Genomic DNA, 19,405 nt, shown 5'->3' with positions numbered 1-19,405 from the left:
GCTGTTTCTGATCCGACACTTACCCGATTGCCCCGAAAGAACGAGGAGTCAATGAAGCTTGCCGTCATCGCCGGAGATGGAATAGGTCCCGAAGTTGTCGAACAAGCGCTGAAGGTGCTCGACGTCGTAGTATCCGGTACTTCGAAAACCGAGTACGACCTCGGCGCTCGGCGCTACAACGCGACCGGCGAGCTTCTCCCTAATTCAGTGCTCGACGAACTTCGCGGTCACGACGCAATCCTCTTGGGAGCAATCGGCGATCCCTCGGTACCCAGCGGCGTGCTCGAACGTGGTCTGCTCTTGCGGGCCCGTTTCGAGCTCGACCATCACATCAATCTGCGGCCGGCGAAGCTGTATCCGGGCGTGGTCGGTCCGCTCGACGGCAACAAGGCGATCGACGTCGTCGTGGTCCGCGAAGGAACCGAGGGCCCGTACACGGGCAACGGCGGTGCGTTGCGGGTGAATACCCCGCACGAGGTCGCCACCGAGGTCAGTGTCAACACGCGCTACGGCGTCGAACGCGTCGTTCGTGACGGGTTCGCCCGGGCGCTCGGACGTCGGAAGCACCTCACGTTGCTACACAAGACCAACGTGCTGGCCTTCGCCGGAAGCCTGTGGGCACGCACCGTCGAGGCGGTGTCGACCGAATTCCCCGACGTCGAGGTCGCCTACCAGCACATCGACGCTGCGATGATCCACCTCGTCACCGATCCGGGACGCTTCGACGTCATTGTCACCGACAACCTGTTCGGCGACATCGTGACCGACCTATCGGCTGCCGTCAGCGGTGGAATCGGGCTCGCAGCCAGCGGAAACATCGATGCGACGGGGACAAATCCGTCCATGTTCGAGCCCGTCCACGGCAGTGCGCCCGACATCGCGGGTCAGGGCAAGGCCGACCCGACGGCTGCAATCCTGTCGGTCTCGTTGCTCCTCGCTCACCTCGGCGATCATGCGAACGCCGAGCGCGTCGAAGCAGCCGTCGCCGCAGACCTGGCCTCGCGCGGGGCCGCATCCGCGAGCACCTCGGAGGTCGGCGACCGGATCGCCGGTCAGTTGTAGCGAGGGCTCACTTTTTCGCACCGAATGTCTCATTCGGTCTCGCCCAGGTGACCGAATGAGACACTCGTACACTCAGAGTGACTCAGACAGACTTTCGTTCACCTCGGGTGACCGAAACAGACATTCGGTCCCGCCTCGGGTGACCGAAACAGACATTCGGTCACCCGGAGGGGAACGGGACCGCCCAGAACGGCGGCCCTACTCGGTCGGCTCGTGGTCGTCGGGGATCACAGGTACGGACAAGGCAGGAAAGACTGCTGATACCAGGAATGCCAAGGGGAAGCTGACGGCTGCGAGGGCGCCGAAGGCGGGGGGAACAAAGGACGCGGCGATGTACTGCCCCGTGTTCTGCACGCCGAGGGCCCGACCGCTCCAATACGGGCCCGAGTATTCGGCGACAGCTGTGAACGCGAGGCCGTTCGGTGCAACGGTGACGATCGACGCGATTACCAGTAGCGCGACCGAGAGCGGTGAATCGAGCCAGTCCGTCAGAGCGAGGCCGAGCATGCTGACTACCGCGCTGACTGCGACCCATCGCAGAGGCCGCATCCGGCTCGCGACCCGGTCGGACAGTGCCCCGACTCCCATCCGGCCGAGGGCTCCGAGGATCTGCGTGACGGTCACGAGAATGCCTGCCGATGCGGCCGACCATTCACGATCGGACATCAGCCACACCAGAGCGTAGGTCCAGACGACGTACTGGGGAACGACGAGCAGGATCGACGTCGAGTGGATTCGCCACAATTGACTGCTCGCCCGGTAGGGGTTCGCGAGCAGACCCTTCTCTGCAGCTGCTGCACGGTTCGGTCGTGGGGGATCGACGACGCCCAGGCACAGCAGACCACCGGTGAGGCAGATGATCGCCGGGACGAGGAGGGCTGCGGAGACACCGTGATCGCGGGCGATGGAAGGGATCGTCAGGGCGGCAATGGCGACGCCGAGCGGTACCGACATCTGGCGGATACCCATTGCGAGGCCCCGTCGTTCCGGCGGAAACCAGCCGACGACCACTCGACCCGACGCGCTGTTCGCGCTTGCGGCCGCCATGCCGCCCGCGAGGAGACAGAGGCCGAGAAGCACGAACGAGGTCGTGAATACGGCCGCGAGGCTGAAGAGCGCGGTGAGTCCGAGTCCGATGGCCAACACCAGCCGTTCGCCGATGCGATCGACGAGCGCCCCCCATGCGATGAGAGTCAGCATTATTCCGACTGTCGGCATCGCGACGAGTAGGCCTGCGCTGGCGAGGCTGAGTCCACGGTCGTCGTGCAGCGCGGGTATGAGGAATGCTGCGCCGTTGATGAAGACGGCACCTGCCGTCTGCGCGAGCATGCCCAGTGCCAGCATGAACCATTTTCGCGACGTGTGTGTTCGCTGATGATTGTCCGTCGTGGTCACGCTTCATCCTTCGATCTCACTATATGGTCACTACATCCTGCATTGTGAAACAATGACTGGACTGTACACCGGTCGAGGCGGGGCTTTCGGACGGGCGTGCCGACGCGTGAAGGAGTGGTCGATAGACTTTCGACATGCGTCTCGGTCGAATTGCAAGTTCTGATGGTGTGGCGTTCGTGAGTATCGAGGGAGAAGGTGAGCAGCAGACTGCCCGGGAGATCGCCGAACATCCTTTCGGCACACCGACCTTCACCGGTCGATCCTGGCCTCTCGCCGACGTGCGCCTGCTCGCTCCGATTCTCGCCAGCAAGATCATCGCCATCGGAAAGAACTACGCGGCTCACGCCGCGGAGATGGGTGGAGAGGCGCCGAAGGATCCGGTCATCTTCATCAAGCCCAACACCTCCATCGTCGGTCCCGGTGCCCCGATCGTGCTGCCGCCTACCTCCGCCGAAGTGCACTACGAGGGAGAACTCGCAGTCGTCATCGGTCGTCCCTGCAAGGACGTGCCGGCAGCCAAGGCTCTCGACGTGGTACTCGGCTACACGATCGCGAACGACGTCTCCGCGCGTGATCATCAGCGTCAGGATGGTCAGTGGACCAGGGCGAAAGGACACGATACGTTCTGCCCGCTCGGGCCCTGGATCGAAACCAAGCTCGACGCCTCTGACGTCGAGATAAAGACCGCGGTCGACGGTGCGGTCGTGCAGCGCAGCCGAACGTCTCTGCTTCTGCACGACATCCCCGAGATCATCGAGTGGATCTCTACTGTGATGACTTTGCTGCCGGGCGACGTGATCCTCACCGGAACGCCCGAGGGAGTCGGGCCGATCACTGCAGGGCAGACGGTGTCGATCACCGTCGAGGGCATCGGTACCTTGACCAATCCTGTTGCTGCGAAAAGCTAGAGAACAATTCATCCCCTCGAACGTGAGCGAGCTATGACCTCCACCGAAGTACGTGTTCGATTCTGCCCGTCGCCGACCGGGACGCCGCACGTCGGATTGATCCGCACCGCACTGTTCAATTGGGCGTTCGCCCGACACCATGGCGGAGCCTTCGTCTTCCGCATCGAGGACACCGACGCTGCGCGCGATTCGGAGGAGTCGTACGCGGCAATCCTCGACGCGTTGCGGTGGCTCGGATTGTCCTGGGACGAAGGCCCCGAGGTCGGTGGACCCTACGAGCCGTACCGTCAGTCGCTCCGTCGCGATCAGCATCTCGAGGTGGTGCAGAAATTGCTCGACGCGGGGGAGGCGTACGAATCTTTCTCGACTCCGGAGGAGGTCGAGGCCAGGCACCTCGCTGCGGGCCGCGACCCGAAGCTGGGTTACGACAACTACGATCGGGATCTGACCGAGGACCAGAAGTCGGCGTTTCTGGCGGGCGGCCGGAAAGCCGTTGTGCGCCTTCGGATGCCGGACCACGACCTCTCCTGGGACGATCTCGTGCGCGGTGAGACCACCTTCAAAGCCGGGACGGTCCCTGACTTCGCGCTCACGCGCGGAAACGGAATTCCCCTGTATACCTTGGTCAATCCCGTGGACGACGCGCTGATGAAGATCACCCACGTCCTTCGCGGTGAGGACCTGCTGTCGTCGACTCCGCGTCAGCTGGCGTTGTACGCAGCGCTCGAGCGGATCGGTGTCGCACGCTTCACGCCGCAGTTCGGACATCTGCCTTTCGTGATGGGGCAGGGGAACAAGAAGCTCTCCAAGCGGGATCCCAAATCGAATCTGTTCATCCACCGCGACCGTGGTTTCGTTCCCGAGGGTCTTCTCAACTACCTCGCCCTTCTCGGATGGGGTATCTCGGACGATCACGACGTCTTCTCTCTCGACGAGATGGTCGCCGCGTTCGACATCTCGAAGGTCAATTCGAATCCCGCGAGATTCGACCAGAAGAAGGCCGACGCGATCAATGCCGAGCACATCAGACTTCTCGAACCGGCCGACTTCGCTGCTCGACTCCGCGCGTTCCTGACCGGACAAGGCCACTTGCCCGCCGAGATCGACGACGCGCAGTTCGCCGTCGCGGCCGATCTGGTTCAGACGCGCATCGTCGTGCTGTCCGATGCGTGGGCACTGCTGAAATTCCTCTACGTTGCCGATGGCGAATTCGCGATCGATCCGGCTGCAGCTGCAAAGAACCTCGGTACCGATGCGGGTCCGGTGCTCGACGCGACGATCGCTGCGCTCGAGGCGGTACCCGAGTGGCGAACCGCAGCGCTGGAAGAGTCATTGAAAGTGGCCCTGATCGACGGCCTGGAACTCAAACCTCGTAAGGCGTTCGCTCCCGTGCGGGTTGCGGTGACCGGATCGCACATCAGTCCTCCGCTCTACGAGTCGATGGAGTTGCTCGGACGAGATACGACGTTGAGGCGACTCGCCGCTGCGCGTGCCACGGTCGGCCAGGCGTCGTGATCCCTTGAGTGCGGCCGGCCGGTTGGATCGGATGCAACGCAAGCATCCGGCCCTCGGGTTTCCGCTGGCGGTGATCTACAAGTTCGTCGATGACCAAGGTGGATATCTTGCGGCCCTGATCGCGTACTACGCGTTCGTCTCACTCTTTCCCTTGCTGCTGCTCGCGTCGACCATTCTTGGAATCGTGCTTGCCGGCAACCCCGAGTTGCAGGAGCAAATCCTCGACTCTGCACTGAGTCAGATTCCGATCATCGGCGCCGATATGGGTGAGCCGGACAAGATCGGTGGTGGGACAATCGGATTGGTCGTCGGTGTCCTCGGTTCGCTCTACGGTGGACTCGGGGTCGCGGTGGCCGTGCAGAACGCGATGAATACTGCGTGGGCAGTTCCCAAGAATCTTCGTCCCGACCCGATCTTCGCGCGTGTTCGGGGATTGGCTCTGCTCAGTACCGTCGGTGTTGCGGTACTTGCGATCACGGCTGTGAATGTCGCGAGTTCCGCCGGATATTTCGGGGCCGTCAGTGGCGCTGTGGTTCTGGTTGCCGTGGTTGTCTTGAACGTCCTCGTCTTCACTGTCGCGTTCCGCCTCGCCACCGCGCGAGCGCTCTCGATAGCCGACGTGCTCCCCGGTGCGATCGTCGCCGGGGTCATCTGGCAGCTGTTGCAGACATTCGGTGGCGTCTACATCAAGTACGTCGTCTCGCGGGCGTCGATCACCAACGGGGTGTTCGCCGTCGTCCTCGGCCTGCTTGCATTCATGTACATCGCAGCCGTCTTCGTCGTGCTCGCGGTCGAGATCAACGTGGTGCGCGTCGACAAGTTGTATCCGCGTGCCCTCCTGACGCCGTTCACCGACGACGTTCAGCTGACCGAGGGGGACAGGCTGACCTATACAGGGCAGGCCGAAGCGCAGCGGAGCAAAGGATTCGAAGAGATCGACGTGACCTTCGACGGTCCCCGAGGCGACGATCAATCCGGTTCGGCGTAACACTCTCGGATCGCGACATCCATGGGAAATCGAACGTCGGTGTCGCCGAACAACAGTCGAGTCGCGGTCTCGGCCGCCTCGGTGACGAGGCGGGCCGCCGTGTCGGGCTCGCGGCTGTGGACGACGACCTCATCGTGTTGGAAGAACACCAGTTCGCCGGAGCCGGTGTTCTCGGTCAACCGACGGCGCAGGTCCGCCAGCAGACACAGTGCCCATTCGGAGGCAGTTGCCTGGACGACGAAGTTCCGAGTGAAGCGTCCACGGGCATGCGCGTCGCCGTGCGACCACCACTCGTCATCTGGAGGCGGGCAGGCGCGGCCGAGCAGCGATCGAACCACCTCGCCGCGCTCGCCGGCCCGCGCCGCCTTCTCCACGAAGTCGACTGCGTCGGGAAATCGCCGGCGCAGTAGAACCAGCAGCGAACGCGCCTCACCTGCGGTAGCCCCGTACAGCACTCCCAGCACAGCTACCTTTGCCTTCGCTCGGTCCCCATCGAACGCGGCCGCCGCCACGGGTGCATAGAGATCGTCGGATCCCGCAGCTTCCATCATCCTTCGGTCTCGCGACATCGCGGCCAGGATTCGTGGTTCCAGCTGACCGGCGTCGGCAATCACGAGCTGGTGGCCCGGGTCTGCGATGACGCTACTGCGCAACGGTTTCGGAATCTGCAGGGCTCCACCTCCGCGGCTGGCCCACCGGCCGGACACCACACCGCCCGGTACGTACACCGGGCGGAATCTGTTTCCGCTCACCCAGGTGTCGGCCCATGCCCAGCCGTTGGTGCTGAACAGCTTCGACAGGTCTCGGTGGCGGAGGAGGAGTGGAACGGCGGGATGTTCGATATCGCGCAGCATGTGTGCCCGCGTCGATGTCAGTTCGAAGCCTGCTCGGGCGAACGCAGAGACGACTTCCGCCGGTGAGCTCGGATTCACGCGTCGACCGAAAGCGTCGCCGATCGCGGCTTCCAGTGCCGTCAATTCGGAGGGGAGGTGGCCGTCGGTGGGTCGTTTGCCGAGTGCGTTCTCGAGATAGTTCTCGTGCGCGACGGTGGAGAAAGGGAGCCCGTCGAAGCTCATCTCTGCGGCGGCGAGGCCGCCCGCGGACTCGGCGGCTGTCAAAAGTCGCAAGTCGCCGGAATCGCCGATCGTCTGCAGCTGAGTGCGATGCCAGCCGACGACCGAGTCCGAGCTCGGGTGCTGATAGGCGTCGAACAAACCCGGCCGATCGTCGACGGTGGTCTGTCCTGGCACGAACGTTTCACCGCGGCGCATTCGGAGGATGGCCTCGGCCAACGACAGGTCGTGGCATCTGGCGACCCGGACACCCGCGCGTAGGAGCCCTGAATATGTGCGAGCGGTGCTTTCCCACACCCATCTGGGCCGAGCGGTCCGTTCGATCCGAGCGACCGTCTCTGCAAGATCCGAGCACTCGATGGTCGGCCCGGAGGGATCCCCGTCCTCGGTGGTGGGGAAGAGGAATGTCGACGCATCCGTGGGCGCCACCACCATCCTCATCGGGTCGAGCTCGCAGTTCTCATCGCACTCGAGTCTGCGCTGACCGGCTCGGACCGCCACCGGCAGGGTCGATCACTACCCTGCGCTGAAATCGAGGTCGCTGACCTGGCGATTTGGAGAAACACCACTGTCCTTTGATAGTCTCTATCCCGGCTCGAAACGCGGTGCACATCGGCAAGATGTGGATCAGCGCCAAGGTCATTGGGGTATGGTGTAATTGGCAACACAGCGGTTTCTGGTACCGCCATTCTAGGTTCGAGTCCTGGTACCCCAGCAAGCGTTCGGAGACGATTTGGTCGCCGAGCGTCGGCCGGTTAAGCTGGCTGAGCTTTCATCTGGTTCGCCTGATCGTAAGCATGAAGTACCAGAAAGTTCCTGGCCCCGTCGTCTAGCGGCCTAGGACGCCGCCCTCTCAAGGCGGTAGCGCGGGTTCGAATCCCGTCGGGGCTACAAGTCGAAAGAAATACCCTCTCATCGCCTGCGATGAGAGGGTATTTCTTTGCTCGATCCTTGTCGAAGAACGTCAGACGCTCTTGCGGCGGAACATCTTCTGGTGATCCGCAGGACCGTGCGCATTGTTGATCTTGGAACCGCTGTCCTTGTGCTCGGTGGACAGGGTCGACTTGTGGTTCTTCTTCTCGAGTGCCTCGCGGAATTTTTTCTTGAGATCTTCGTTGGTCGATTCGGACATGATCGCTCCTCGCACGTCGGTTGCGAGTGAAACGTACCGCACCTGTGACGTCGTATTCACCCGATTTTTCGACGTGAAGGGGCAGGGGTGCTCACAAGTACGTTGCCGTGGTCCCGCCGAGTGGCATCGCGGGGAGTCCGAGCTTGCGGTGATCCCATGATCGGACGCGATCGACGGAGATGCGGACCGCGATGCGCTTGTTCATCATCTGATCGACGAGTGGTGCTACGTCTTCGGAGTACGGCCCGGTGTAGCGCTCCCACACGCTGATGCCGACTCTTCTGATCGACGCCGGATCGTCGACGATCTCGGCCCGCCCCTCGATCGACACTCCCCGGAGCGTGTCGTAGGTGAGGCCGTCTTCCACGAGCATTGTCACCCTGGGGTCACGGCGAAGGTTGACCGCCTTCTGCGATTTCGACTTCGTCTCGAACCACACCTCCCCGTCGATCAGGCCGTACCACATAGCGACCAGGTGAGGTCTCCCGTCGAGGCCGATGGTGGCGAGGTTGGCGATCCGAGAGCGCTCGAGAAACGTGGCGGTCTCGGATTCTGACATCGTGATCTGTGCGCGCTGGTTGTTTCCCACGCTGTCCTATGTAGCAGACGGCACCTTCCGAGGCATCGTGTTTCCGAGCGAGTTCTCTACAAACGTTTGTGTATCGCTTCAGCGGCAGCGAGGAGGTCGGCGGCCCACCGGGCTCCCGGGCGCCTGCCGATTCGATCGATGGGACCTGAGACGGACACGGCCGCAACCACGTTGCCGACGCCGTCCCTGACCGGTGCAGCGACGCTTGCGACTCCGGGCTCCCGTTCACCCGCGCTCTGGGCCCATCCGCGCCTGCGTACTTCGGCGAGAACCCGCTCGCCGAATTCTGCGTCGGGGAGCACTGTGCGCTGAGTCTGTGCATCGGCCCATGCCAGCAGTACCTTTGCGCCGGACCCCGCGGTCATGGGCAATCGGGCACCGACGAGAACCGTGTCGCGCAGTCCTGTCGGTGGTTCCATCGAGGCCACGCACACACGGACGGTCCCCTCGCAGCGGTAGACCTGCACGCTCTCGCCGGTGATTTCGCGAAGGCGAGGAAGGACGGCTGCTGCGGCATCGATCAGTGTGTCCGCTGCGGTGGCGGCGAGTTCGGCAAGCCCCGGTCCGGGGCGCCACAGTCCGTTCGAATCGCGGGTCAGCAGACGGTGGATTTCGAGGCCGACAGCGAGACGGTGTGCGGTTGCTCTCGGAAGTCCGGTGCGAGTACACAGATCGCTCAGCGTGCAGGGTTCCTCGGCCACCGCGTACAGAACACCCATCGCTTTGTCGAGAACGCCGATGCCGCTATGCTGTCTCATAGGTCGATATTATCGTCTCGCATAGTGGGAAGTGGCCACCGGGTCGAGTTTGTCGATGTCGACCAGGAATACGCGACGTGGGCCAGCCAAGTAGTCCACCGGCGCGACGCACTCGAGGAATGGTTGGTGTTCTTATGGCCGGCACAGCACGCACACTGGCGGAGAAAGTCTGGGATCAGCACGTCGTCGTTCGCGGCGGGGGCGAGGGTGGCTCGCGTGAGCCCGACTTGATCTACATCGACCTGCATCTGGTTCACGAGGTCACCAGTCCGCAAGCCTTCGACGGTCTTCGGTTGGCGAACCGGCCTTTGCGTAGACCCGATCTGACCATCGCGACCGAGGATCACAACGTACCGACGGCGGACATCTTTTCGCCGATCGAGGACTTGGTGTCTCGTACACAGGTGGACACGTTGCGCCGAAACTGTGAGGAGTTCGGGGTTCGGCTCTACCCGATGGGCGATCTCGATCAGGGCATCGTGCACATCATCGGCCCCCAATTGGGGCTGACGCAGCCTGGGATGACCGTAGTGTGCGGAGACAGTCATACCTCGACCCACGGCGCGTTCGGCGCGATCGCGATGGGTATCGGTACGAGCGAGGTCGAACATGTGATGGCTACGCAGACTCTGTCATTGCGACCGTTCAAGACGATGGCCATCACGGTCGACGGTGAGCTGGCTCCCGGGGTCACCAGTAAGGATCTGATCCTCGCGGTGATCGCGAAGATCGGTACCGGCGGCGGTCAGGGATACGTTCTCGAGTATCGCGGTGCAGCCATCAGGAAGCTGTCGATGGAAGCTCGAATGACCATCTGCAACATGTCGATCGAGGCGGGTGCTCGCGCCGGCATGATCGCCCCGGATGAGATCACCTACGAGTACATCAAGGGCCGTCCCCATGCGCCCCAGGGCAGTGACTGGGATGCGGCGGTCGCGGCATGGGAAGAATTGAAGACCGATCCGGATGCAGTCTTCGACAACGAAGTACACATAGACGCTTCCACTCTCACTCCGTTCGTCACTTGGGGAACCAATCCTGGCCAAGGGGCCCCGCTCGGAGATCGAGTGCCCGATCCGGCCGAGATGGTCGACGAAAGCGAGAAGCTGGCCGCCGAGAAGGCCTTGCAGTACATGGGACTGGAGGCGAACACGCCCCTTCGTGAGGTCCACGTCGACACGGTATTCGTCGGATCGTGCACGAACGGTCGAATCGAAGACCTCCGCGCCGTGGCCGAGGTGCTCGACGGCCGTACGGTCGCCGACAGTGTTCGCATGTTGATCGTTCCCGGTTCGATGCGTGTGCGAGCGCAGGCCGAGAAGGAGGGCCTGGGCGAGATTTTCACGGCAGCCGGCGCAGAATGGCGTCAGGCCGGGTGTTCGATGTGCCTGGGGATGAATCCTGATCAGCTCGCCGCGGGGGAGCGGTCGGCGTCGACGTCGAACCGAAACTTCGAGGGGCGGCAGGGCAAGGGCGGCCGGACTCATCTGGTTTCACCGTTGGTGGCAGCCGCTACTGCGGTGCGCGGAACGTTGTCGTCCCCAGCCGATCTTGACTAGAGAAATTTCTGGCAGCTGTACCGATACCCGTCAAACGTAGGAGAACATTTCGATGGAACCCTTTACCCGGCATAAAGGAATCGGCGTCCCGCTGCGGCGGTCCAATGTCGATACCGATCAGATCATTCCCTCTGTCTACCTGAAGAGGGTGACGCGCACGGGATTCGAGGATGGACTCTTCGCCGAGTGGCGCAACGATTCCGATTTCGTCCTCAACGTAGCGCCGTACGACAAGGGTTCGGTACTCGTCGCCGGTCCCGATTTCGGCACCGGGTCCTCCCGGGAGCACGCGGTGTGGGCGCTATCGGACTTCGGTTTTCGCGTTGTCATCGCCTCCCGGTTCGCCGATATTTTTCGCGGGAACGCCGGAAAAGCCGGTCTGCTGGCGGCCGAAGTCGACCAAAGTGACGTCGAATTGATCTGGAAGGCGCTCGAGGAGCAGCCAGGTTTGGAAATTCTCGTGGATCTGGAGACGAAGACCGTGGTGGCTGGAACCTTGGTGGTGCGCTTTGCCATTGACGACTACACCAGGTGGCGCCTGCTGGAGGGCCTTGACGACATCGGATTGACATTACGCCAGGTAGAGGCCATTGCGGAGTATGAAAAGTCAAGGCCGTCATGGAAACCTGCGACCCTCCCCGAGCGTATCGAGGAGCCCTCGGAGGGGTAGCGATTTCGTCCTCCGACACGCATTGTGGCGCTAAAACATTCCGCCACGCCGAATGAGAATTGGCGTGGCTCATAGACTCTTGACGTCTTGGGGTTTACCGTTGTAGTAGTCGGTCCGACGATGGGCCACAATATTGCGGAGGAAATCCATGAACAAGGCAGAGCTGATTGACGCCCTGACCGAGAAGTTGGGGTCTGACAGGAGGAGCGCCACAGAGGCTGTCGAGAACATCGTCGACACCATCGTGCGCGCCGTCCACCGTGGCGAGAGCGTCACCATCACCGGATTCGGTGTCTTCGAGCAGCGTCGTCGTGCAGCTCGCGTCGCTCGTAACCCTCGCACCGGTGAGACCGTGCGCGTGAAGCCGACCAATGTTCCGGCATTCCGTCCCGGTGCTCAGTTCAAGGCAGTCATCGCGGGTGGCCAGAAGCTTCCCGCCACCGGCCCTGCCGTCAAGCGTGGATCTGCCTCGGCTCCGGCCAAGAAGACTGCGGCAGCAAAGAAGACCGCGGCCAAGAAGGCTGCAGTCAAGACCACCGCACGCAAGACCACTGCGGCTGCGAAGAAGGCGGCTCCCGCCAAGACGACGCCGCGCAAGACAGCTCCGGCGAAGACCGTAGCGAAGAAGGCGGCTCCCGCCAAGACGACGGCGCGCAAGACGGTAGCCAAGAAGGCTCCGGCGAAGACCGCAGCCAAGAAGACCACGACAACTGCAGCGGCCAAGAAGGCTCCGGCGAAGACCGCAGCCAAGAAGACCACGACGGCTGCAGCGGCCAAGAAGGCTCCGGCGAAGACCGCAGCCAAGAAGACGGCGGCCAAGAAGGCTCCCGCAAAGCGCACAGCACGCAAGTAGTTTCACAGCACGCAAGTAGTTTCACTGCATACAATTCGCGAACAGGGCCCCGGGAGAGAAATCTCACGGGGCCCTGTTCGTGCTGCGAACTGCTCAGCTAACAGCAGGGGTCGACGGTAGTGGACTGGCCAGATGATCTGCAGCGAGCAGCTTTCCGTCGCGGAGTGACAGTACCCACACACTGCCCTTGCGATTTCGGTTCGGGGGAAGAGTGACTCCATCGCGGTCCGCCCACCATTGCAGCAGATCGGGAATCACCTTCCCTTGACTGCAGATCGTCCGGACGCCTCCGAGACCAGCGATGTCGAGCGCTCGCTGCCGGGCCTCCTGCGGAGCGTCCCAGTAGCCTTCCTCGGACAGCAGTGGTTCCAGCGTGATCTGGACAGACAGGGAATCTGCCAACGGTTGAACCGTCTGCACGCATCGACGTCGGTTGGCGGCGTGCACCGAGTCTGCGCCGAATGCAGACAGTTGAGAAACCAGGGCGGCTGCTTGAGCCTCACCCATGGAATCCAGCGGCCGCAGGGCGTCGTCACCCTTGTATCGCGAGCGCCGACCGGCTTTGGCGTGTCGGACGAGAAGGACGGTCTCGGTGTCGACGGGTTGCTTCAGAAAGCGTCGCAAAATCTTGTGGTCCATGGGGTAGGACAACTGATGGACGGCTTCCTTGGGTGCCACCCAGCGTAGTTCGTCCACTTCCTCGTTGGGCTCGAACTTTCCGTCCTCAGCTTTGGCTGCCCAATAGTCGACCTTCTTCATCTTGCGATGTCCGGGAATCGGGTAGGTCACGGTGGACAGGTAGCGACCGAGGCGAGACTCGAATCCGGTCTCCTCAGCGACTTCTCGTACGGCTGCGTCGACCGACGTTTCGCCTGGATCCACCTTGCCCTTGGGAAATGACCAATCGTCGTACTTCGGGCGGTGGACGATTGCGACGTCTATCTCGTTGTGATCGTCGGGAGAGTTTCGCCACAGGACAGCGCCGGCGGCGAATATGTTTGCACGCAAGGGATTGTCGCCGCCCGACATCAGGACGCCTGGTTCCGCCGGCTGCGCATCAGCTCGCCCTGGTGCTCGCGCACGCTCTCGCCCTGAGCCGGTGACGCCGCCCAGCCACCGTCGGGTTGCAGAATCCAGCATCGGGTTGTCGGGTCGAGCGCCGATTCGAAGATGTCGTGCAACTGGCCGGTCAGACGCGGATCTTTGACCTGCGCCATGACCTCTACGCGTCGATCGAGGTTTCGGTGCATCATGTCGGCGCTGCCGATCCAGAACTCGTCCGCGCCGCGGAAGTTGAGGACTCGTGAGTGCTCGAGGAAACGCCCGAGGATCGAGCGAACTTCGATGTTCTCACTGAGTCCAGGAACACCCGGCTTCAGCGCGCAGATTCCGCGGACCACGACCTCGACCGACACTCCGGCCGCGGAGGCGCGGTACAGCGCGTCGATGACCTGTTCGTCGACGAGCGCGTTGGCCTTCAGCCGAATTCCCGCCTCGCGGCCCGCCTTCTGATGCTCGACCTCCGCCTCGATGCGTTCGATGATGCCGCGACGCACGCCGTACGGAGCGACGAGAAGGTTGCGGTAGCTGGTCTTGCGCGAATAGCCGGTCAACGAATTGAAAAGGTCGGTCAGGTCGGCACCGATCTCTGGCGATGAGGTCAACAGGCCGACGTCCTCGTAGATTCGAGCTGTCTTGGGGTTGTAGTTGCCCGTTCCGATATGGCAGTACCGACGGATGACCGAGCCCTCGCGCCGCACGACCAGGCATGTCTTGCAGTGAGTCTTCAGGCCGACGAGACCGTACACGACATGGACGCCGGCCTTCTCCAGCTTTCGAGCCCACTCGATGTTCGCCTGCTCGTCGAAGCGCGCCTTGATCTCGACGAGTGCGACGACCTGCTTGCCTGCGCCGGCAGCATCGACGAGTGCGTTGACGATCGGTGAATCTCCCGACGTGCGATACAAGGTCTGCTTGATGGCCAGTACTTGCGGATCGGCCGCGGCTTGCTCGATGAACCGCTGCACACTGGTGGAGAAGGAGTCGTACGGGTGATGGACGAGCACGTCGCCGTCCCGCAGAGTGGAGAACACACTCTTGGGTGTCTCACGCTCGCCGAAAGCCGGATGTGTTGCGGGAACGAAAGGCGCGTCCTTGAGCGTCGGCCTGTCGACGCTGTACACCTGCCACAGGCACGACAGATCGAGCAGACCTGGCACCTGAATGACATCGCTCGGATCGACGTCCAACTCACGCAACAACAATTCGAGCATGTGCTCGGTCATGTCATCGGCGATCTCGAGCCGAACGGGAGATCCGAAGCGGCGGCGTGCCAACTCACGCTCGAGTGCTTGCAATAGATCCTCGTCGCGGTCCTCTTCGACCTCGAAGTCGGCGTTCCGGGTGATGCGGAAGGCGTGGCTCTCCACCACATCCATTCCGGGGAAGAGTACGTCGAGGTGCGCGGAGATCACCTCTTCCATGGACAGGAATGCGTCGACTCGATGGCCACCGTCGCCGCGACGCACCCGAACGAATCGGTCGACGTTGTCGGGAACCTTCACGCGTGCGAAGTGTTCGCCGGAGGTGGCGTAATCCTTGACTGTGACAGCGAGATTGAGGCTGAGGCCGCTGATGTAGGGGAACGGGTGCGCTGGGTCGACCGCAAGCGGGGTGAGGACCGGAAACACTTGTTCGTGGAAATACGTCGACAATCGAGCGCGTTCGTCCGAGTCGAGATCGGACCAGCGGATGATCTCGATGCCGACCGCGGTGAGCTCGGGAAGGATGGCGTCGAGCAAGACGCGGGCGTGGCGTCGCGCCAATTCCTGAGTGCGTTCACCGATCAACGCGAGTTGTTCACGCGGGGTCAGCCCATCGGCGGAACGTACGGACAGACCGGTTTCGTCTCGACGTTTGAGGCCGGCGACGCGGACCATGTAGAACTCGTCGAGGTTCGAGGCGAAAATTGCCAGGAACTTCGCACGTTCGAGTAGCGGGAGTGAGGAATCCTCGGCAAGTGCAAGGACTCGTGAATTGAAGTCCAGCCAGCTCAATTCACGGTTGAGATAACGGTTTTCGGGTAGCGCCTCTTTGGCGTCGGGAGCATGCGGCTCGGTTGCCGCAGGCAGCGCAGCCGGACTCGAGGTCGAAGTCGTTGCCGGTGGCGGACTGATCGGACTGCCATCGGTCCGATGTCCCGGGGCTGTCGTTGCAGCGGAGTCGGCTTCTGTTTCGCTGTTGCTCACCGCTCGATCATCCCCTATAGCGGTGACCGGTGAAACTCGGATCGATGAATTGTGTCCGACTCGTTCGACGCAGTGTGTCGACTACCAGCCCAGCGAACGCAGAACCGCAGCGGTTGCCTGGCCGACACCGAGGGCGTGAGCCTCCCGCACATCGTCGATGGTGTCGACGTCGAGCCGGAGGCCCGGCCAGTGTCCGTCGAGATCGTATGCGCCCGACTCGCGGTGCCGCCGCGCCGAGGAGGGTCCGAACAGCGGTGCGAACTCACCGGACGACCCGTCGACGATCAAGGCAGCCGTTCCGGTCCCATGATGATCACTCACGACGGACCTGGCATGCCCGCGAGCCGCGAGGTAGGCCTGCGCCAATTCGGCGGACCGGAGTGCGGGGAGGTCCGCCTGCAACGCGATGATGTCGGCACTGCCCTCGGCGCGCACAATCGAGGCCGCTGCCTCGAAGGCCGAATTGAGTCGCGCAACGGAGTCCTGGGGTGTTCGGTCGCACGGTTCCTCGACCACCCGGGCGCCCAAGTCGACTGCGGCGGCGGCAATGGAAGGATCCGGCGTGACGACGGTGATGGCCGAGACGGCGTCCACCGCGCGCGCGGCGACGACGGTGTCCCGGAACATTGCGGCGACCAGACGGGCACGGTCGGTATCGGCGAAGGCCTCGGCCAAACGTGTCTTGGCTGCGGCGAGATCCTTGACTGCGATCACCACGTGCGCGGTACTCATGTGCTCGATCCTGCCAGCGGCGCTGAAGCCCTCACCGTTCGACCTCGGGGGGTGAGCGCGGGACGTTACTGTGGGGCGGCGGTCCGTGGGCTCTCGAGGTCCGCGCATTCGGACAGTCGGATGAGTCAATGTGTGCACGAATCGATGAAGGTGGCTTTCGATGACCAGAGCAGCGGTACTCGGTTCCGGATCTTGGGGGACGGCGTACGCCAAGGTGTTGGCCGACGCGGGCACCGACGTGACGATGTGGGCTCGGCGCTCCGAGCTGGCCACCTCGATCGCCGAAGGACACGAGAACCCTGATTACCTACCAGGTATCACCCTTCCTGAGAACATCACCGCCACCAGCGATCCCCAACGCGCGCTCGAAGGCGCCGACATCGTGGTTCTCGCGGTTCCGTCGCAGTCGCTCCGCGCCAACCTCGCCGAGTGGACCGAGTCCATTCCAGAGGACGCCACGCTGCTGAGCCTCGCCAAGGGAATAGAGACCGGAACGTTACTGCGGATGAGTCAGGTCATCGCACAGGTGACAGGTGCCGATCCAAGCCGAATCGCATCGTTGTCCGGGCCGAACCTGGCTCGCCCGATCGCCGAGGGCCAGCCGGCCGCGACAGTCATTGCCTGTACCGATTCCAGGCGTGCACTCGAGGTCCAGAAGTCCTGCGCCACAGGCTATTTCCGTCCGTACACCAATACCGACGTGATCGGCTGCGAAATCGGTGGCGCGTGCAAGAACGTCATCGCGCTTGCATGCGGCATGGCCAGCGGGGTGGGGTACGGCGAGAACACTCTCGCCTCGATCATGACGAGAGGACTCGCGGAGATCATTCGTCTCGGCACGGCGCTCGGCGCGAAGCCTGCGACGCTGGCCGGTCTCGCGGGCGTCGGAGATCTCGTCGCGACGTGTTCGTCCACGCTGTCGCGTAATCGAACCTTCGGTGAGCGTCTGGGAGCCGGTGGGTCGATGGAGAGTGCCCAGAAAGCCGCCCACGGACAGGTCGCCGAAGGTGTGAAGTCATGCACCTCGGTGCGTGCACTTGCCGAGAGCTACGACGTCGAGATGCCGTTGACCGAGGCCGTCCACCGAGTGTGTCATGAGGGGCTGTCGGTCCCCGACGCCGTGGGGCACCTCCTCGGACGCAGAATCAAGCCCGAGTAGCACCCGACGAGGGCGACGCGTCGCGCGGAGAATTGCTCGGACGGTACGGTGGGTCACCGTGAGTGGAACCCGTATCAAAGTTGCCGTGATCTTCGGCGGACGAAGCAATGAGCACGCGGTTTCCTGCGTCTCCGCAGGCAGTGTGCTCCGGCACATCGATCCCGAGCGCTACGACGTCGTGCCTGTCGGCATCACGAATGAGGGCGCGTGGGTGCTCGGGGCGCAGGACGTCGGTGAACTCGCCATCCACGGACGAGTGCTGCCGAGTGTGGACAAGAACTCGACGGCTCTGGCGTTGTCCGCCGATCCTGGCAGGAAGGGCGCACTGCTCTCGTTGGACGACGGTGACGCAGGCTCGGTCCTGTCCTCGGTCGACGTCGTCTTTCCGCTGCTGCACGGTGCGTACGGCGAGGACGGCACGGTTCAGGGGCTACTCGAACTTGCAGGGGTTCCCTATGTCGGACCGGGTGTCCTCGCGAGCGCTGCCGGCATGGACAAGGAGTTCACCAAGAAACTTCTTGCCGCCGAAGATCTTCCCGTGGGCAGACAGGTCGTGCTTCGGCGTGGTGTCGACTCTCTGAGCGCCGAGCAGAAGGAGTTTCTGGGTCTACCGGTATTCGTCAAACCCTCCCGCGGGGGATCGTCCATCGGGATCAGTCGGGTCAGCAGTTGGGATCAGCTGGCCGGTGCGATCACGTATGCGCGCGTCCACGATCCGAAAGTGATCATCGAAGGCGCGATCGCGGGTCGTGAGGTCGAATGTGGAGTGCTGGAGTTCCCGGACGGTTCCGTGCGTGCGAGCGTTGTCGCAGAGATCCGCATGCGCGATGCCCCGGTGGACGATCACGCGTTCTACGACTTCGACAGCAAGTACCTCGACGACGTCTGTGAATTCGACGTTCCCGCTGTCCTCTCGGACGACGTCAGCGACGAGATCCGCCGGATCGCCGTGGACGCGTTCCGCGCGCTGGATTGCCAAGGTCTTGCCCGCGTCGACCTGTTCGTCACCGAGGACGGACCGATCATCAACGAAATCAACACCATGCCCGGCTTCACTTCGATCTCGATGTTCCCCAAGATGTGGGATGCCGCGGGAGTCGACTACCGGACTCTGATCGACACGCTCATCGAGACGGCATTGGCGCGCGGCACCGGGCTCAGATAGCCGACGTCACTGCAGAGGTGCAGGGTCGAGCGCAGTCTGCGGCAACGCTGCCGCGATGGAGTCCGACGCGTCCTGCAGCGGTGTCGGTCCGGAACCGCCGGGAATCGTCAGCGCTACGTACACCGGACGATCGACGGTGTACCAGGTACTTGCATCGATTCCTGTGTCGGCTCCCGACACCTCGAACCACTGAACGCCGTTGACAACCTGGAGTGCGGAGGCCACGTCGAACCCGGCAGGACGAGGTAGACCGCATCGAAGAACTATCGCCTCGGACGCGTCGTCGTCGGGGGCGTACGCGCGAGCGCCCGTAGGCGCGGGATCCACGAGTTCGGTTTGGGTGTAGTCGCCGAGGGCTTGGGGGAGCGCATCCAGAAGTGCCGCACAGCCCGAACTCTCGGCGGCGGGGGCGTCGACGGGCCCGAGTGCTTCCGGGGGGCGTGTTGCATTGCCGGACACCGTGACGGCGGCGACGATGACCCCGACGAGCAATGCGATGGGCAGGGCCACGGCCGTCGCGATGACTGCGGGGTGACGCCGCTCGGACGACTGGGGTTCCGGCGACTGGGGTTCGATTGTCATCATGTTCCGCTCGGAAA

Annotated in this window: 18 protein-coding genes and 2 tRNA genes; 11 read left to right on the top strand and 9 right to left on the bottom strand. The window is 63.1% G+C overall.

What is annotated here, in order from left to right; all coding sequences use genetic code 11:
• The first annotated feature begins 51 nt into the window (after positions 1 to 51).
• Entirely contained in the window at positions 52 to 1,062 is a 1,011-nt protein-coding gene (locus WDS16_RS12085) for a 3-isopropylmalate dehydrogenase (protein ID WP_338892877.1), read from the top strand.
• 198 nt (positions 1,063 to 1,260) lie between these two features.
• Here WDS16_RS12085 and WDS16_RS12080 read toward each other — a convergent pair whose 3' ends face one another.
• Complete coding sequence (locus tag WDS16_RS12080; RefSeq protein ID WP_338893385.1) at positions 1,261 to 2,406, bottom strand: MFS transporter; 1,146 nt, start codon at positions 2,404 to 2,406, stop codon at positions 1,261 to 1,263.
• 185 nt (positions 2,407 to 2,591) lie between these two features.
• Here WDS16_RS12080 and WDS16_RS12075 point away from each other — a divergent pair, with 185 nt between their 5' ends.
• From WDS16_RS12075 to WDS16_RS12065, 3 genes are read left to right on the top strand one after another with little or no spacing between them, the layout of a single operon-like run.
• Entirely contained in the window at positions 2,592 to 3,365 is a 774-nt protein-coding gene (locus WDS16_RS12075) for a fumarylacetoacetate hydrolase family protein (RefSeq protein WP_338892876.1), read from the top strand.
• A gap of 33 nt (positions 3,366 to 3,398) precedes the next feature.
• Complete coding sequence (gene gltX, locus WDS16_RS12070; RefSeq protein ID WP_338892874.1) at positions 3,399 to 4,880, top strand: glutamate--tRNA ligase; 1,482 nt, start codon at positions 3,399 to 3,401, stop codon at positions 4,878 to 4,880.
• Positions 4,881 to 4,911: 31 nt separating this feature from the next.
• Complete coding sequence (locus WDS16_RS12065; protein WP_338892873.1) at positions 4,912 to 5,868, top strand: YihY/virulence factor BrkB family protein; 957 nt, start codon at positions 4,912 to 4,914, stop codon at positions 5,866 to 5,868.
• On the opposite strand, the gene WDS16_RS12060 is transcribed toward WDS16_RS12065, so the two are convergent.
• Positions 5,850 to 7,382: a bifunctional 3'-5' exonuclease/DNA polymerase gene (locus tag WDS16_RS12060; RefSeq protein WP_422395787.1), complete on the bottom strand. Its 1,533-nt coding sequence runs from the start codon at positions 7,380 to 7,382 to the stop codon at positions 5,850 to 5,852. The two genes, WDS16_RS12065 and WDS16_RS12060, sit on opposite strands and share 19 nt — an antisense overlap.
• Before the next feature lie 202 nt (positions 7,383 to 7,584).
• Here WDS16_RS12060 and WDS16_RS12055 point away from each other — a divergent pair.
• Both WDS16_RS12055 and WDS16_RS12050 read left to right on the top strand, forming a co-directional pair.
• Positions 7,585 to 7,656: transfer RNA gene (locus WDS16_RS12055), tRNA-Gln, on the top strand.
• Positions 7,657 to 7,759: 103 nt separating this feature from the next.
• Positions 7,760 to 7,832, top strand: a tRNA-Glu gene (locus tag WDS16_RS12050).
• Positions 7,833 to 7,905: 73 nt separating this feature from the next.
• Here WDS16_RS12050 and WDS16_RS12045 read toward each other — a convergent pair.
• The 3 genes from WDS16_RS12045 to WDS16_RS12035 all read right to left on the bottom strand — a co-directional run bounded on the left by WDS16_RS12045 (position 7,906) and on the right by WDS16_RS12035 (position 9,420).
• Complete coding sequence (locus tag WDS16_RS12045) at positions 7,906 to 8,073, bottom strand: DUF5302 domain-containing protein (protein ID WP_197480833.1); 168 nt, start codon at positions 8,071 to 8,073, stop codon at positions 7,906 to 7,908.
• Between the two features lie 91 nt (positions 8,074 to 8,164).
• Positions 8,165 to 8,662 (bottom strand): PPOX class F420-dependent oxidoreductase, encoded by a 498-nt coding sequence (locus WDS16_RS12040; protein WP_338892872.1) that lies wholly within the window; start codon positions 8,660 to 8,662, stop codon positions 8,165 to 8,167.
• Between the two features lie 56 nt (positions 8,663 to 8,718).
• The gene (locus WDS16_RS12035; RefSeq protein WP_338892871.1) at positions 8,719 to 9,420 is read right to left on the bottom strand and encodes an IclR family transcriptional regulator; all 702 of its coding nucleotides are present in this window, start codon (positions 9,418 to 9,420) and stop codon (positions 8,719 to 8,721) included.
• A 134-nt stretch (positions 9,421 to 9,554) separates the two neighbouring features.
• Here WDS16_RS12035 and leuC point away from each other — a divergent pair, with 134 nt between their 5' ends.
• The 3 genes from leuC to WDS16_RS12020 all read left to right on the top strand — a co-directional run bounded on the left by leuC (position 9,555) and on the right by WDS16_RS12020 (position 12,502).
• The gene (gene leuC, locus WDS16_RS12030; protein ID WP_338892870.1) at positions 9,555 to 10,979 is read left to right on the top strand and encodes a 3-isopropylmalate dehydratase large subunit; all 1,425 of its coding nucleotides are present in this window, start codon (positions 9,555 to 9,557) and stop codon (positions 10,977 to 10,979) included.
• A 52-nt stretch (positions 10,980 to 11,031) separates the two neighbouring features.
• Positions 11,032 to 11,649 carry a 3-isopropylmalate dehydratase small subunit gene (gene leuD, locus WDS16_RS12025; RefSeq protein WP_338892869.1) on the top strand — a complete coding sequence of 206 codons (618 nt, stop codon included), beginning with the start codon at positions 11,032 to 11,034 and terminating at the stop codon, positions 11,647 to 11,649.
• A gap of 148 nt (positions 11,650 to 11,797) precedes the next feature.
• Positions 11,798 to 12,502, top strand: coding sequence for an HU family DNA-binding protein (locus tag WDS16_RS12020; protein WP_338892868.1), 705 nt, complete (start codon positions 11,798 to 11,800; stop codon positions 12,500 to 12,502).
• Positions 12,503 to 12,595: 93 nt separating this feature from the next.
• Here the strand turns inward: WDS16_RS12020 and WDS16_RS12015 are convergent, their stop codons facing one another.
• The 3 genes from WDS16_RS12015 to cofC form a co-directional block, all read right to left on the bottom strand.
• The gene (locus WDS16_RS12015) at positions 12,596 to 13,531 is read right to left on the bottom strand and encodes an NUDIX hydrolase (protein WP_338892867.1); all 936 of its coding nucleotides are present in this window, start codon (positions 13,529 to 13,531) and stop codon (positions 12,596 to 12,598) included.
• Positions 13,531 to 15,678 carry an RNA degradosome polyphosphate kinase gene (locus WDS16_RS12010; protein ID WP_422395827.1) on the bottom strand — a complete coding sequence of 716 codons (2,148 nt, stop codon included), beginning with the start codon at positions 15,676 to 15,678 and terminating at the stop codon, positions 13,531 to 13,533. The genes WDS16_RS12015 and WDS16_RS12010 overlap by 1 nt, the downstream gene beginning before the upstream one ends.
• Before the next feature lie 153 nt (positions 15,679 to 15,831).
• Positions 15,832 to 16,482 carry a 2-phospho-L-lactate guanylyltransferase gene (gene cofC, locus WDS16_RS12005; RefSeq protein WP_338892866.1) on the bottom strand — a complete coding sequence of 217 codons (651 nt, stop codon included), beginning with the start codon at positions 16,480 to 16,482 and terminating at the stop codon, positions 15,832 to 15,834.
• Positions 16,483 to 16,642: 160 nt separating this feature from the next.
• Here cofC and WDS16_RS12000 point away from each other — a divergent pair, with 160 nt between their 5' ends.
• Together WDS16_RS12000 and WDS16_RS11995 are read left to right on the top strand one after the other, a co-directional pair.
• Positions 16,643 to 17,641: an NAD(P)H-dependent glycerol-3-phosphate dehydrogenase gene (locus WDS16_RS12000; protein WP_338892865.1), complete on the top strand. Its 999-nt coding sequence runs from the start codon at positions 16,643 to 16,645 to the stop codon at positions 17,639 to 17,641.
• Between the two features lie 58 nt (positions 17,642 to 17,699).
• On the top strand, positions 17,700 to 18,806 hold the full coding sequence (locus WDS16_RS11995) for a D-alanine--D-alanine ligase family protein (protein ID WP_338892864.1): 1,107 nt from the start codon (positions 17,700 to 17,702) through the stop codon (positions 18,804 to 18,806).
• A 6-nt stretch (positions 18,807 to 18,812) separates the two neighbouring features.
• Here the strand turns inward: WDS16_RS11995 and WDS16_RS11990 are convergent, their stop codons facing one another.
• Positions 18,813 to 19,391 carry a DUF3515 domain-containing protein gene (locus tag WDS16_RS11990; RefSeq protein ID WP_422395786.1) on the bottom strand — a complete coding sequence of 193 codons (579 nt, stop codon included), beginning with the start codon at positions 19,389 to 19,391 and terminating at the stop codon, positions 18,813 to 18,815.
• Positions 19,392 to 19,405 lie beyond the last annotated feature (14 nt).

The sequence above is a fragment of the Rhodococcus sovatensis genome (genome assembly GCF_037327425.1).
In the GTDB taxonomy this organism is placed as follows: domain Bacteria; phylum Actinomycetota; class Actinomycetes; order Mycobacteriales; family Mycobacteriaceae; genus Rhodococcoides; species Rhodococcoides sovatense.
The sequence above is the reverse complement of the archived record's forward strand: the minus strand, read 5'-3'. Positions and strand labels throughout refer to the sequence as shown.